At 50.4% G+C, this 13,375-nt stretch carries 14 protein-coding genes; 6 read left to right on the top strand and 8 right to left on the bottom strand.

Annotated features, from left to right (window positions below; genetic code table 11):
* Positions 1-9 precede the first annotated feature (9 nt).
* On the top strand, positions 10-861 hold the full coding sequence (gene panC / locus K0335_RS10400) for a pantoate--beta-alanine ligase (protein WP_000905377.1): 852 nt from the start codon (positions 10-12) through the stop codon (positions 859-861).
* An 81-nt stretch (positions 862-942) separates the two neighbouring features.
* Here panC and K0335_RS22480 read toward each other — a convergent pair whose 3' ends face one another.
* Positions 943-1,158, bottom strand: a complete 216-nt coding sequence (locus tag K0335_RS22480; RefSeq protein WP_000351998.1) for a hypothetical protein — start codon at positions 1,156-1,158, stop codon at positions 943-945.
* 68 nt (positions 1,159-1,226) lie between these two features.
* Positions 1,227-2,171: an Rpn family recombination-promoting nuclease/putative transposase gene (locus tag K0335_RS10405; protein WP_104919981.1), complete on the bottom strand. Its 945-nt coding sequence runs from the start codon at positions 2,169-2,171 to the stop codon at positions 1,227-1,229.
* A 273-nt stretch (positions 2,172-2,444) separates the two neighbouring features.
* Here K0335_RS10405 and panD point away from each other — a divergent pair, with 273 nt between their 5' ends.
* Entirely contained in the window at positions 2,445-2,825 is a 381-nt protein-coding gene (panD, locus tag K0335_RS10410) for an aspartate 1-decarboxylase (protein WP_000621515.1), read from the top strand.
* A gap of 3 nt (positions 2,826-2,828) precedes the next feature.
* Here panD and K0335_RS10415 read toward each other — a convergent pair whose 3' ends face one another.
* The 4 genes from K0335_RS10415 to K0335_RS10430 all read right to left on the bottom strand — a co-directional run bounded on the left by K0335_RS10415 (position 2,829) and on the right by K0335_RS10430 (position 6,350).
* The gene (locus K0335_RS10415; RefSeq protein WP_104919980.1) at positions 2,829-4,055 is read right to left on the bottom strand and encodes a polysaccharide deacetylase family protein; all 1,227 of its coding nucleotides are present in this window, start codon (positions 4,053-4,055) and stop codon (positions 2,829-2,831) included.
* 56 nt (positions 4,056-4,111) lie between these two features.
* Complete coding sequence (locus K0335_RS10420) at positions 4,112-4,552, bottom strand: PTS sugar transporter subunit IIA (RefSeq protein WP_000901979.1); 441 nt, start codon at positions 4,550-4,552, stop codon at positions 4,112-4,114.
* Positions 4,553-4,656: 104 nt separating this feature from the next.
* Positions 4,657-5,427, bottom strand: coding sequence for an ABC transporter permease (locus tag K0335_RS10425; RefSeq protein WP_000972203.1), 771 nt, complete (start codon positions 5,425-5,427; stop codon positions 4,657-4,659).
* Positions 5,424-6,350: an ABC transporter ATP-binding protein gene (locus K0335_RS10430; protein WP_000150637.1), complete on the bottom strand. Its 927-nt coding sequence runs from the start codon at positions 6,348-6,350 to the stop codon at positions 5,424-5,426. The genes K0335_RS10425 and K0335_RS10430 overlap by 4 nt, the downstream gene beginning before the upstream one ends.
* Positions 6,351-6,458: 108 nt before the next feature.
* On the opposite strand from K0335_RS10430, the gene can reads away from it, so the two are divergent.
* Entirely contained in the window at positions 6,459-7,121 is a 663-nt protein-coding gene (gene can / locus K0335_RS10435; protein ID WP_000651599.1) for a carbonate dehydratase, read from the top strand.
* Positions 7,122-7,161: 40 nt separating this feature from the next.
* On the opposite strand, the gene hpt is transcribed toward can, so the two are convergent.
* Positions 7,162-7,698, bottom strand: coding sequence for a hypoxanthine phosphoribosyltransferase (gene hpt / locus K0335_RS10440; RefSeq protein ID WP_000683336.1), 537 nt, complete (start codon positions 7,696-7,698; stop codon positions 7,162-7,164).
* A 205-nt stretch (positions 7,699-7,903) separates the two neighbouring features.
* Between hpt and gcd the strand changes: the two genes are divergently transcribed.
* Positions 7,904-10,294 (top strand): quinoprotein glucose dehydrogenase, encoded by a 2,391-nt coding sequence (gene gcd / locus K0335_RS10445; RefSeq protein ID WP_104919979.1) that lies wholly within the window; start codon positions 7,904-7,906, stop codon positions 10,292-10,294.
* 46 nt (positions 10,295-10,340) lie between these two features.
* Here gcd and cueO read toward each other — a convergent pair whose 3' ends face one another.
* Positions 10,341-11,891 carry a multicopper oxidase CueO gene (gene cueO / locus K0335_RS10450; RefSeq protein WP_001189665.1) on the bottom strand — a complete coding sequence of 517 codons (1,551 nt, stop codon included), beginning with the start codon at positions 11,889-11,891 and terminating at the stop codon, positions 10,341-10,343.
* 164 nt (positions 11,892-12,055) lie between these two features.
* Here cueO and K0335_RS10455 point away from each other — a divergent pair, with 164 nt between their 5' ends.
* Entirely contained in the window at positions 12,056-12,403 is a 348-nt protein-coding gene (locus tag K0335_RS10455) for a YacC family pilotin-like protein (protein ID WP_001295568.1), read from the top strand.
* A 105-nt stretch (positions 12,404-12,508) separates the two neighbouring features.
* Complete coding sequence (gene speE, locus K0335_RS10460) at positions 12,509-13,375, top strand: polyamine aminopropyltransferase (RefSeq protein WP_046081948.1); 867 nt, start codon at positions 12,509-12,511, stop codon at positions 13,373-13,375.

Here is a 13,375-nt window from a genome sequence, read left to right on the forward strand (position 1 = left end):
AGTCACGTTGTGTTAATTATCGAAACCCTGCCGTTGCTGCGTCAGCAAATTCGCCGCCTGCGAATGGAAGGCAAACGCGTGGCACTGGTGCCTACTATGGGTAACCTGCACGATGGTCATATGAAGCTGGTTGACGAAGCCAAAGCCCGCGCCGATGTGGTCGTCGTCAGTATTTTCGTTAACCCGATGCAGTTTGACCGCCCGGAAGATCTGGCTCGCTACCCACGCACCTTGCAGGAAGACTGCGAGAAGCTAAACAAACGTAAAGTGGATCTGGTTTTCGCTCCCTCGGTAAAAGAGATCTACCCGAACGGTACTGAAACCCACACCTATGTCGATGTTCCAGGCCTTTCCACCATGCTGGAAGGTGCCAGCCGTCCAGGACATTTTCGCGGCGTATCGACCATCGTCAGCAAACTGTTCAACCTGGTCCAGCCGGACATCGCCTGCTTCGGTGAAAAGGATTTTCAGCAACTGGCGCTGATCCGCAAAATGGTTGCCGACATGGGCTTTGATATTGAGATTGTCGGAGTGCCGATTATGCGCGCGAAAGACGGTCTGGCGCTCAGTTCCCGTAACGGCTATCTGACGGCGGAACAACGTAAAATTGCGCCGGGTCTCTACAAAGTCTTAAGTTCAATTGCCGACAAATTGCAGGCTGGCGAACGGGATCTCGATGAAATTATTGCTATTGCCGGGCAAGAACTGAATGAAAAAGGTTTCCGTTCCGATGATATTCAGATTCGCGATGCCGACACCTTGCTGGAAATCTCTGAAAACAGCAAACGAGCGGTGATTCTGGTAGCCGCCTGGCTTGGCGATGCTCGCCTGATCGACAACAAAATCGTCGAACTGGCGTAATATTTAACTGGCGCTACGGCTGATGGCGCCAGTTATTCATTGCCACGTTATCTGTAAGCGATTATTCATAACGCAGACAACTTAGTTAGAGTTAATTAGCTTATCAACCTCTGTAAGAGGTAAAGTTGTCACCTCTGCAACGTCTTCCCGAGACATTCCTTTACTCAGAAGACGCTGGGCCAGCCTTACCTTCTGGAGTCCCTCTTTATATCCCTTCTGAAATCCCTTCTGAAATCCCTTCTCTTCAAACCACTGCGCCAACGTCTGCCTGGTTTCTCTCCGTGTCTTTATGTCCATAGGTTCCCTTAATTATCTGGTCAGTTAACAATAACAATTATCTGGCTATAACTGATAATACAGACAACTTAGTTAATCATTTTATCAATCTCAGCAAGAGGTAAATTTGCCATCTCTGCAACGTCTTCCCGAGACATTCCTTTACTCAGAAGACGCAGGGCGAATTCCTGACTTACTTCCTGTCTTCCCTGCTGAATCCCCTTCTCAATTCCTTTCTCCATTCCTTTCTCCATTCCTTTCTCCATTCCCTTCTCAATCCCTTTCTCTTCAAACCACTGCGCCAGCGTCATCATAGACTCCCCTCCCGTTTCCCTGTCTCTCACCACACCATAAAACAAATCCGCTTGTTCAGTATGACCGCGTTGCAGCATATAGTTTTGCATGGCAACTAACTGACTTCCGCTAGTGTACCCTTCGTCAATCAGCGTGACCAGTTGCTCCAGCAATAACATTAAGTCGCGCTGGCGAATATGTTTTTGCAGCAGTTCGAGAATCGCAATCCGCCGATGTTGCATGATTTCGTCATCCGGTGTGATAGTGATATCCACCAGCGGGAAAGGACTGTTATAGACGCGTCGCGCCAGCTCCGGCGAGTAAAACATATCAAACCAGCACATTGAGAGTGGATAAGGTGTGGCCTCGCCCTGATAAAACAGAATCGGCACCACCAGCGGCAGCTTATCGTGGTCAGCCTCCAGATGCCGGTGCATGGCGGCAATAGAATAACGCATCATACGAAACGCCATTTTTTTGTCCGGCTTGCTTTGGTGTTCAATCACAACATGTAGATAGCCCGTATTACCCTGCATTTGCACGGAATAGAGCACATCAGTGCTGTGCCCTTTCAGGCTTTCTTCAATAAAACTCCCCGACTCAAGATGCAGCGTGTCGAGGTCACACAGTTCGCGTAGCTCCGCTGGCAAATGGATATCCAGAAAGTCGCGAGCCGTCTCCGCATGCATTAAAAATTGTTTAAATACCGCGTCATGCGGTGTGGTACTCGGTACATCCATCTTCCCTGCCTTCCGTGTTGTCTTGCGTGAAGGCAGTATCCAGTCAAGGCGCGCCGTCGTCAGCCGCCTCTTTAGTGTTTACCGAGCAGCGTTCAGAGAAATTTCAATTGGTTACAGGCGTTACATGGCACGCTTCGGCACGGTACGCAAACTGCTGATGCAAATGCCGTCAGATGAGTAGACACTAAACAAAAATCGGGCAATACTGCGTGAGAATTTCCTCAAAGCAGGCATCGCCTGCTTCGTTAACGACAGGGTAGAAAGGTAGAAGTTATGATTCGCACGATGCTGCAGGGCAAACTCCACCGCGTGAAAGTGACTCATGCGGACCTGCACTATGAAGGTTCTTGCGCCATTGACCAGGATTTTCTTGACGCAGCTGGTATTCTCGAAAACGAAGCCATTGATATCTGGAATGTCACCAACGGCAAGCGTTTCTCCACCTATGCCATCGCGGCAGAACGCGGTTCGAGAATTATTTCCGTTAACGGTGCGGCGGCCCACTGCGCCAGCGTCGGCGATATTGTCATCATCGCCAGCTTCGTCACCATGCCGGATGAAGAAGCCCGTACATGGCGGCCCAACGTTGCCTACTTTGAAGGCGACAACGAAATGAAACGTACCGCGAAAGCGATTCCGGTACAGGTTGCCTGATAATCACCCCTGCGGCTGGTTACTCACCAGCCGCGACATCGTCTCCAGCGAATCCGTTCTCAAGATATAAAGCCGTTTTAGTAACAACGGATTATCCCCCGGTTTTACTTTGCCTTTCATGGTCGTCACCGCCAGGTGAAATCCGGCATCGTTTGCAGCCTTCACGGCTTTGTCATTAAATCCACCAAACGGATAAGAAAGATACAAAACATGTGGATTAAATTGGTTTAACGCCCGGCGAGAACGTTCGAAATCAAACAGAATATTATGCTCACTGCGGCTGAGTAATATGGGGCGGCGATAGCCATCTACCCGATGCAAAAAATGAGTATGTGACTGGAAATCAAAAACATCACGGACATCTCGCAGTTCAGAAATACTCATAAACTGTAATGACTGAGGATTCCATTTTTGTGGATGACGTTTAATACGCGAAGTAATAATAAATGCCGTCGCCTTCATACCGTATTTTTTCAGAATGGGATATGCATAACGACTCACTGATTTCAAGCCATCATCAAACGTCAGTACCACCGCGCGAGCCGGAAGATTCATTGAATTACGCAGATACCCTTCCAGTTGATACAAGGTTAACGTGGTATATCCACGATCGCGCAACCAGGTCATTTGGTTATTGAAAGCTCGCACCGACGTCGTGGTCGACGTATGACGAAAACGGGTGTTCTCTTCATCGCGTAAAATATGATGGTAGGTCAATACAGGAATACCGTTATCCTGCTGCGCATCCAGTGCACTGATATAGGCCAGTCGTTCGCCAATACGAATTTGGTACCAGGTTTGATTCAGACGATCTTTTAATTTATTAATAATGGGGTATCGCAAATTATCGGCTAGCACGCCAAATGACGCACTACCCGCATCAGGCGCGTTGTATATCGGAGTATCTTTCCATGTAATAATATTTTGGTTACTCAGTGGCTTATTCAGATCCCCCAGGCCATCTTCAACTTTTTGCCGCCCTTGTACAGGTTCCAGATGCCCCTTATCAATATATCCCGTAGCAAAACCAAAATTGAATTCATAATAATCAGCTGCAGTTGGGATGACCGAAATAATCTGCCCGGCACGAATGTTGCCAACGGTAACCGTTTTGTCGCCAATTTTTCCCCAGATAGCCGCATCCTGAGTCGTTTGCATATAACGCGCGGGAAGTGCTGCACTGACACCAGATGAAACCAGCAGCAGTAAAAAAATAATCTTTTTAATCATGAGAAAACTACCAGGCGAGAAACAGCGCCGTTAGTGTAACAAAATCGGAATGCGATTTAATACTCGAACCAATTATGCTTGAGGACAAAGGGGGGATTTTTTTGTTGTTGGTGCCAGAGACTACTAACTTCAGGCCCACCCAGTTCGACAATTCGCTCGCGAAACTCCGCACTGGATAACGTTTCACGGTAGGCCAGCATCTGTTCAACTAACGGTAACGTTACCCCAGAAATCACTTCGCAGCGGGAGTGTTTGTGGCTTAATAGCGAAGCCACGCGGTACGGCGGCGCTCCGGCAACATCAGTTAAAAAGATCACCCCATCGCCAGAGTCTGCTTCATGCAGAGCATCGCACATCATACGGCTGAGCATATTAGAACTTAATCCTCGCCAGAAATTCACGGCCCGGCACTGAAGAAGCGCCCCGTGTTTTTTCTCCAGCGCATCCAGTATCTCTTGCGCCCGATCATCGTGACAGGTAATTACCCAACCTAACATCACCTTCCTCCTTAGCCGAAAATCAGTCTACCCTGACCATTGTTGATAAAGGGTGATAGCCTTCAAAACTCCTCTCCCCCGAATCCAGAGGAGAGGAAATAGCCTTAGCTACGCAAACCACGCCCACGTTGGATCAGCGACCAGCAAATCAAATAAAACGCCACAATAAAGACCACCAGTACGCCAAAGGTAGTGACCAGAGGCACATCATTGATACCGAGGAAGCCGTAGCGGAAACCACTGATCATATAAACGATCGGGTTCAGGTGCGACAGTCCCTGCCAGAACGGCGGCAGCAAAGTCAGGGAGTAAAAGACCCCGCCCAAATACGTGAGTGGCGTTAGCACAAAGGTTGGCACCAGGCTGATGTCATCGAACGTTTTGGCAAACACGCCGTTCAGCAATCCAGCAAGGGAGAATAACACCGCCGTGAGCACCAGCGTTAAAGCGACAAATACCCACGAATGTACCTGAAAAGGCACAAAAAACAGTGAAATTGCCGTCACCAGAATGCCAACAAACAGTCCGCGCGCCACGCCACCGCCAACATATCCGGCAATAATCACGTGAGTCGGTACGGGTGCAACCAGCAGCTCTTCAATATTACGCTGAAACTTGGCACCAAAAAATGATGAAGCGACGTTGGCGTAGGCATTGGTGATTACCGACATCATGATCAGCCCCGGCACGATGAACTGCATATAGCTGAAGCCATGCATATCGCCGATGCGCGAACCAATCAGGTTACCGAAGATAATAAAATAAAGGGTCATGGTGATGACCGGTGGCACCAGCGTCTGTACCCAGATACGCATAAAGCGATGGATCTCTTTCGCCCAGATGCTTTTTAGTGCCACCCAGTAAAGATGCATCATGCGCGATCTCCTTGTTTTTCATTAACCAGTGAAACAAACAGCTCTTCCAGACGGTTAGCTTTGTTACGCATACTTAATACCTGAATGCCCTGCTCACTTAACTGCGTGAACACGCTGTTGATCCCCTGCTCACGCAGCACTTCAACTTCCAGCGTAGCGGTATCGACCAGTCGATACTGATAGCCATCGAGCTTCGGTAACGGGCTTTTCGGTGCGAGATCGAGAATAAAAGTTTCCGATTTCAGCTTCGCCAGCAGCGCCTTCATCGAGGTATTTTCCACCAGCTCACCGTGTTGAATAATGCCGATATTGCGACACAGCATTTCTGCTTCTTCCAGGTAATGCGTGGTAAGAATGATGGTGGTGCCTTTGTCGTTTAAATCCTTCAAAAATCCCCACATCGAGCGGCGAAGTTCGATGTCCACGCCTGCAGTCGGTTCGTCAAGAATCAGCAGCTTAGGTTCATGCATTAACGCACGAGCAATCATTAAACGGCGCTTCATCCCGCCCGATAACATACGCGCACGTTCGTTACGCTTTCCCCATAAATCGAGCTGTTTAAGATACTTTTCGCTGCGGATGTACGCTTCTTTTCGCTCTACACCGTAGTACCCCGCCTGGTTCACCACAATTTGTTGCACGGTTTCAAACGGGTTGAAGTTAAATTCCTGCGGCACCAGTCCCAACTGACGTTTAGCGTTCACGACATCTTTCTCGAGATCGTAACCAAATACGCTGACCCGCCCGGAGGTTTTATTTACCAGAGAGCTGATAATACCGATAGTGGTTGATTTCCCGGCCCCGTTCGGCCCGAGAAGCGCATAAAAATCACCCGCTTCGACCTGCAAATCGATTCCACGAAGCGCCTGAACGCCGCCTGGATAGGTTTTTTTAAGCTGTTGAAGTTCCAGTGCAATGGTCATAAATTTTTACTTACCTTACGTTCTTACACTTTATCTGTGGTTTAAATCGTCCCGGAGTTGCCCTATATTAGCCAAACGTAATTATTTGGTTACAGGTCGTTAACCTCCATGAAAGACATAGATACACTCATCAGCAACAATGCACTATGGTCAAAAATGCTGGTGGAAGAGGATCCCGGGTTTTTTGAGAAACTGGCGCAAGCGCAAAAACCGCGCTTTCTATGGATTGGATGTTCCGACAGTCGCGTTCCTGCAGAACGTTTAACCGGTCTTGAGCCGGGCGAACTCTTTGTTCACCGTAATGTTGCTAACCTGGTCATTCACACCGACCTGAACTGCCTTTCCGTGGTTCAGTATGCAGTGGATGTTCTCGAAGTTGAACACATTATTATCTGTGGCCACTACGGTTGCGGCGGCGTACAAGCCGCAGTTGAAAACCCGGAACTGGGGCTTATCAACAACTGGCTGCTGCACATTCGCGATATCTGGTTCAAACATAGCTCATTGCTTGGCGAAATGCCGCAAGAGCGCCGTCTGGATACCTTGTGTGAACTGAACGTCATGGAACAGGTATATAACCTGGGCCACTCCACCATTATGCAATCAGCGTGGAAACGCGGGCAGAAAGTTACCATTCACGGCTGGGCCTACGGCATTCACGACGGTTTGCTGCGTGATCTGGATGTTACCGCCACCAACCGCGAAACCCTTGAACAACGTTACCGTCACGGGATTTCCAATCTCAAGCTGAAACACGCCAACCACAAATAAAAACACCATGCCGGATGCAACACATCCGGCACATCCGCACTTACTCGTCCAGCAGCACTACTTTGCCGATGTACGGCAGATGGCGGTAACGCTGAGCGTAATCAATGCCGTAACCCACCACAAACTCATCCGGGATCGAGAAACCGATAAATTCTACCGGGACGTTCACTTCACGACGGGACGGTTTATCCAGCAGCGTACAAATCGCCAGCGACTTCGGTTCGCGCAGGCTTAAGATTTCACGCACTTTCGACAGTGTATTACCCGAGTCGATGATATCTTCAACAATCAGCACGTCCTTGCCACGGATATCTTCATCCAGATCTTTGAGGATTTTCACATCGCGGGTGGTGGACATGCCGCTACCGTAGCTGGAGGCGGTCATAAAATCGACTTCATGAGATACCTGAACTTCACGGCACAGGTCCGCCATAAACATAAATGAGCCACGCAGCAGGCCTACCAGCACCATATCGCTGCCGCTGTCTTTGTAACGCTCAGTAATCTGACGACCCAGTTCGGCGATACGCGCTTTAATCTCCGCTTCGGGGATCATTACTTCTACAGTATGTTTCATATCTCTAACCATATGATTTAAAAACAAATCACTTCGTACGGGCAGGTTTTGGCACCGCAACAAAGCGCAAGACACGCAGTATACCAGTAAAACTATTCATTGGCGGAATCTGTTAATAAAGCTCGAATTGTGATGACGATCACACATGTTAAAACCTATAATTAATTGCTACTAAAATATTAATGAATTGAAATGGTGTCTCTTTATGGCAATTAACAATACCGGCTCGCGACGATTACTCGTCACGCTAACAGCCCTATTTGCAGTGCTTTGCGGGCTGTATCTTCTCATTGGCGGAGGCTGGTTGGTCGCGATCGGCGGCTCCTGGTACTACCCTATCGCTGGCCTTATGATGCTCGGCGTCGCCTGGATGCTGTGGCGCAGCAAACGCGCCGCACTTTGGCTTTACGCGGCATTGCTGCTTGGCACCATGATTTGGGGCGTCTGGGAAGTGGGTTTCGATTTCTGGGCGCTGACGCCGCGTAGCGACATTCTGGTCTTCTTTGGCATCTGGCTGATCCTTCCGTTTGTCTGGCGTCGCCTGGTCATTCCTGCCAGCGGCGCAGTTGCCGCACTGGTGGTCGCGCTGTTGATTAGCGGTGGTATCCTCACCTGGGCCGGATTTAACGATCCGCAGGAAATCAACGGCACCTTAAGCGCTGATGCCACACCTGCCGAAGCAATCTCCCCCGTTGCCGATCAAGACTGGCCCGCCTATGGTCGCAATCAGGAAGGTCAACGCTTTTCACCACTGAAACAAATTAACGCTGATAACGTCCACAAGCTGAAAGAAGCCTGGGTGTTCCGTACAGGCGATGTGAAACAGCCGAACGATCCGGGCGAAATCACCAATGAAGTGACGCCGATTAAAGTAGGCGACACGCTTTATCTGTGTACCGCTCACCAGCGTTTGTTTGCGCTCGATGCCGCCAGCGGCAAAGAGAAATGGCATTACGATCCTGAGCTGAAAACCAACGAGTCTTTCCAGCATGTAACCTGCCGTGGTGTCTCTTATCATGAAGCCAAAGCAGAAACTGCTTCGCCGGAAGTGATGGCGGATTGCCCGCGTCGTATCATTCTCCCGGTCAATGATGGCCGCCTGATTGCGATTAACGCTGAAAACGGCAAGCTGTGCGAAACCTTTGCCAATAAAGGCGTACTCAATCTGCAAAGCAATATGCCGGACACCAAACCGGGTCTGTATGAGCCGACTTCACCACCGATTATCACTGATAAAACCATCGTGATGGCGGGTTCCGTCACTGATAACTTCTCAACCCGCGAAACGTCTGGCGTGATCCGTGGTTTTGATGTCAATACCGGGGAGCTGTTGTGGGCCTTTGATCCGGGCGCGAAAGATCCGAACGCGATCCCGTCTGACGAACACACCTTTACCTTTAACTCGCCAAACTCGTGGGCACCTGCGGCCTATGACGCGAAGCTGGATCTGGTGTATCTGCCGATGGGCGTTACCACGCCAGATATCTGGGGCGGTAACCGCACCCCAGAACAGGAACGTTATGCCAGCTCAATTCTGGCGCTGAATGCCACTACCGGGAAACTGGCGTGGAGCTATCAGACCGTTCACCACGACCTGTGGGATATGGATCTTCCGGCACAGCCAACGCTGGCAGATATCACCGTTAATGGTCAAAAAGTTCCGGTTATTTACGCTCCAGCGAAAACCGGCAACATTTTTGTGCTTGATCGCCGCAATGGTGAACTGGTGGTTCCGGCCCCGGAAAAACCGGTGCCGCAAGGCGCAGCGAAAGGTGATTACGTTACCCCTACTCAACCGTTTTCTGACCTGAGCTTCCGTCCGACGAAAGATTTAAGCGGTGCGGATATGTGGGGCGCCACCATGTTTGACCAACTGGTGTGCCGCGTAATGTTCCACCAGATGCGTTATGAAGGTATTTTCACCCCGCCATCTGAACAGGGTACGCTGGTCTTCCCGGGTAACCTGGGGATGTTCGAATGGGGCGGGATTTCCGTTGATCCGAATCGTGAAGTGGCAATTGCCAACCCAATGGCGCTGCCGTTTGTTTCAAAACTGATCCCTCGCGGTCCAGGCAACCCGATGGAACAGCCGAAAGATGCCAAAGGCACGGGTACGGAATCCGGCATTCAGCCGCAGTACGGCGTACCGTATGGCGTTACGCTCAACCCGTTCCTTTCGCCGTTTGGTCTGCCGTGTAAACAGCCAGCATGGGGCTATATCTCGGCCTTGGATCTGAAAACCAACGAAGTAGTGTGGAAGAAACGCATTGGTACGCCGCAGGACAGCATGCCGTTCCCGATGCCCATTCCGGTGCCGTTCAATATGGGTATGCCGATGCTGGGCGGGCCAATCTCCACGGCGGGTAACGTGCTGTTTATCGCCGCTACGGCAGATAACTACCTGCGCGCTTACAACATGAGCAACGGTGAAAAACTGTGGCAGGGCCGTTTACCGGCGGGTGGTCAGGCAACACCGATGACCTATGAAGTGAATGGCAAGCAATATGTGGTGATATCCGCAGGCGGTCACGGTTCATTTGGTACGAAGATGGGCGACTATATTGTGGCTTATGCGTTGCCGGATGATGTGAAATAACCATAATGCCCGGAGAGATCCGGGCATATTTCCAAATACGGTCTTTTTATACCGTAAACCCTAACATCATCCCCGTATCTTCATGCTCCAGCAGATGGCAGTGCGCCATATATGCATGTTCTTTCGGTGCGTCGTGATTAAACTTCACCAGTACTTCGCTGACATTACCTTCTACCTTAACGGTATCTTTCCAGCCTGCGCGATGAGCCGCTGGCGGTTTGCCATTTTCTGACAAGATACGGAACTGCGTGCCGTGAATATGGAACGGATGCAGCATCATGTCGCCCACGCCAGAGATAACCCAACGCTCGTACTGCCCTTTCGCCGCCGCAAACATCGGCTTATTCATATCAAACGCCTGACCGTTGATTTTATTGGCATGGTGGAAATCGAACTTCCCGCCGTGGTTCATATGATTCATATTGCCGTGCCCCATATGGCCCATCATCTGGCTGTGGTCCATCCCGGCCATCGCCTGATCGCCATATTTCTCCATCAGCATCTGCATACCCATCATATCGAGCATCGGGTCCATAGAGAGTTGCAGCTTACGTACCGTCAGCCCTTCCAGCGAAGGTAATGCTGGCAGGCTACTTAATGTGTCTGGCAAAGCACCAGAGGCACTAATGGCAATCGGCTGAATCCGCATTACCGGATGCGGCTTGTCAAACGGCGCAATCGCCATCCCCATCTGGCTGACCGGTAGCGTCACCAGATCAAAGGGTTTGTTGTCGTTAACCTCCACCAGCACTTCGAAACGTTCGCCCATCAGCACCGGCAGCTCGCTCACCTTCACCGGTTCAGGTAGCAGACCACCGTCACTGGCAATCACATACAATGGACGATTGTCGCTGGTAGCGAAATTGAGCGAGCGGGCGTTACAGCCATTGAGCAAACGCAGGCGCAGCCAGCCGCGCGGGGCTGCGTGTTGCGGGTAGATAGCACCATTGGTCAGCAGCGTATCGCCAAACCAACCCACGGCAGCGGTCATCACATCCAGTTGATAATCAATCTGCCCGTCAGCGTTAAATTTTTTATCCTGCACGATCACCGGGACATCATCGATACCCCACTGTTTTGGCAGCATTAACTTCAGGATCTCGTCATCTTCAATTACCACCAGCCCAGCCAGCCCCATCGCCACCTGTCGCCCGGTCTTGCCATGTTGATGTGGATGGAACCAGCAGGTAGCGGCAGGTTGATCAACGTTCAACGTCACCGAGCGCTTGCCACCTGGCGGAATAATTCCCTGCGGGCCGCCGTCGACTTCACCCGGTATTTCCAGCCCGTGCCAGTGCAACGTCGTCTCTTCCGTCAGTTGGTTATAGATATCAACCGTTACCACTTTGCCACGCTGTAATTTCACCGCCGGCCCCAGCAGATTGCCGTTATAGCCCCAGGTGGTCGCGGTTTTTCCGGCAAAGGTGGACTGGCCTTGCATGATTGATAATCTTATGCGGCCACGAACATCAGAGGTGAGGAGATCGGGGATCGGCAGTGTTGGACGTTCGGCGGCAAAAACTGTTCGGCTCCACAGCGGCAAAGCCGAAACCACGCCCAGCGCGACGGAATATTTTAAGAAATCACGGCGTTGCATAGGTATTTCCTTATTCTAAAGCAGGCGAAACAAAACCAAACGTTGAGCATAGTCCTTACCCTTACGGGAAGGTCAAGCCGCAGACACAATTTAATCGACAATAATGGTCGTCGCCTCGCTCGCAGTGTGCTAACGTTTATCTTCTTTAAATTCTGGTAAAAGCAATGAAGACGTTTTTCAGAACAGTGTTATTCGGCAGCCTGATGGCCGTTTGCGCAAACAGTTACGCGCTCAGCGAGTCTGAAGCCGAAGATATGGCCGATTTAACGGCAGTTTTTGTTTTTCTGAAGAATGATTGTGGTTACCAGAACTTACCTAACGGGCAAATTCGTCGCGCACTGGTCTTTTTCGCCCAGCAAAACCAGTGGGATCTCAGCAACTACGACACCTTCGATATGAAAGCCCTCGGTGAAGACAGCTACCGCGATCTCAGCGGCATCGGCATTCCCGTCGCTAAAAAGTGCAAAGCCCTGGCCCGCGATTCCTTAAGCCTGCTTGCCTACGTCAAATAATCCCCGATACCTTTTTGTAGAAATATTGACCGTGCAACCACGGTCAATGTTAGCTATTATGTTGCGCTCTTTTTTTACGAGTGTTAACAAAGGAGGTATCAACCCATGGCCGAAAATAAACTGTGGCATGAAACGCTACACGACCAGTTTGGGCAGTACTTTGCTGTAGATAACGTTCTGTATCATGAAAAGACCGATCACCAGGATCTGATCATTTTTGAGAACACTGCATTTGGTCGCGTAATGGCGCTGGATGGCGTAGTACAAACCACCGAGCGCGACGAGTTTATCTATCATGAGATGATGACCCACGTTCCGCTATTAGCCCACGGTCACGCGAAACATGTGCTGATTATCGGCGGCGGCGACGGTGCCATGCTGCGTGAAGTGACCCGACATAAAAACGTTGAGTCAATCACGATGGTGGAAATCGATGCGGGTGTCGTATCGTTCTGCCGTCAGTATCTGCCCAACCATAACGCCGGTAGCTACGACGATCCGCGCTTTAAACTGGTAATCGACGATGGCGTCAATTTCGTTAATCAAACCAGCCAGACCTTTGATGTTATTATCTCCGACTGCACCGATCCTATCGGTCCCGGCGAAAGTCTGTTCACCTCAGCATTTTATGAAGGCTGCAAACGTTGCCTGAATCCTGGCGGTATCTTCGTCGCACAAAACGGCGTCTGCTTTTTACAGCAGGAAGAGGCTATCGACAGTCATCGCAAACTCAGCAATTATTTTAGCGATGTCGGCTTTTATCAGGCGGCAATCCCGACCTATTACGGCGGCATCATGACCTTTGCATGGGCGACAGATAACGACGCCTTACGCCATCTCTCAAGCGAAATTATTCAGGCGCGTTTTCTCGCTTCTGGCCTGAAATGCCGTTATTACAATCCGGCAGTCCATACGGCAGCTTTTGCCTTACCTCAGTATCTGCAAGACGCACTGGCCTCACAGCCGTCCTAA

This window comes from Escherichia sp. GZ89, from assembly GCF_019366485.1.
Lineage (GTDB): Bacteria > Pseudomonadota > Gammaproteobacteria > Enterobacterales > Enterobacteriaceae > Escherichia > Escherichia fergusonii.

Bases quoted from the DNA above. Each gene is read 5' to 3' on its own strand.
- K0335_RS22480 (WP_000351998.1), bottom strand. From the start codon at position 1,158: ATGGACATAAAGACACGGAGAGAAACCAGGCAGACGTTGGCGCAGTGG.
- K0335_RS10405 (WP_104919981.1), bottom strand. From the start codon at position 2,171: ATGGATGTACCGAGTACCACACCGCATGACGCGGTATTTAAACAATTT.
- panD (WP_000621515.1), top strand. From the start codon at position 2,445: ATGATTCGCACGATGCTGCAGGGCAAACTCCACCGCGTGAAAGTGACT.
- K0335_RS10415 (WP_104919980.1), bottom strand. From the start codon at position 4,055: ATGATTAAAAAGATTATTTTTTTACTGCTGCTGGTTTCATCTGGTGTC.
- K0335_RS10420 (WP_000901979.1), bottom strand. From the start codon at position 4,552: ATGTTAGGTTGGGTAATTACCTGTCACGATGATCGGGCGCAAGAGATA.
- K0335_RS10425 (WP_000972203.1), bottom strand. From the start codon at position 5,427: ATGATGCATCTTTACTGGGTGGCACTAAAAAGCATCTGGGCGAAAGAG.
- K0335_RS10430 (WP_000150637.1), bottom strand. From the start codon at position 6,350: ATGACCATTGCACTGGAACTTCAACAGCTTAAAAAAACCTATCCAGGC.
- can (WP_000651599.1), top strand. From the start codon at position 6,459: ATGAAAGACATAGATACACTCATCAGCAACAATGCACTATGGTCAAAA.
- hpt (WP_000683336.1), bottom strand. From the start codon at position 7,698: ATGAAACATACTGTAGAAGTAATGATCCCCGAAGCGGAGATTAAAGCG.
- gcd (WP_104919979.1), top strand. From the start codon at position 7,904: ATGGCAATTAACAATACCGGCTCGCGACGATTACTCGTCACGCTAACA.
- cueO (WP_001189665.1), bottom strand. From the start codon at position 11,891: ATGCAACGCCGTGATTTCTTAAAATATTCCGTCGCGCTGGGCGTGGTT.
- K0335_RS10455 (WP_001295568.1), top strand. From the start codon at position 12,056: ATGAAGACGTTTTTCAGAACAGTGTTATTCGGCAGCCTGATGGCCGTT.
- speE (WP_046081948.1), top strand. From the start codon at position 12,509: ATGGCCGAAAATAAACTGTGGCATGAAACGCTACACGACCAGTTTGGG.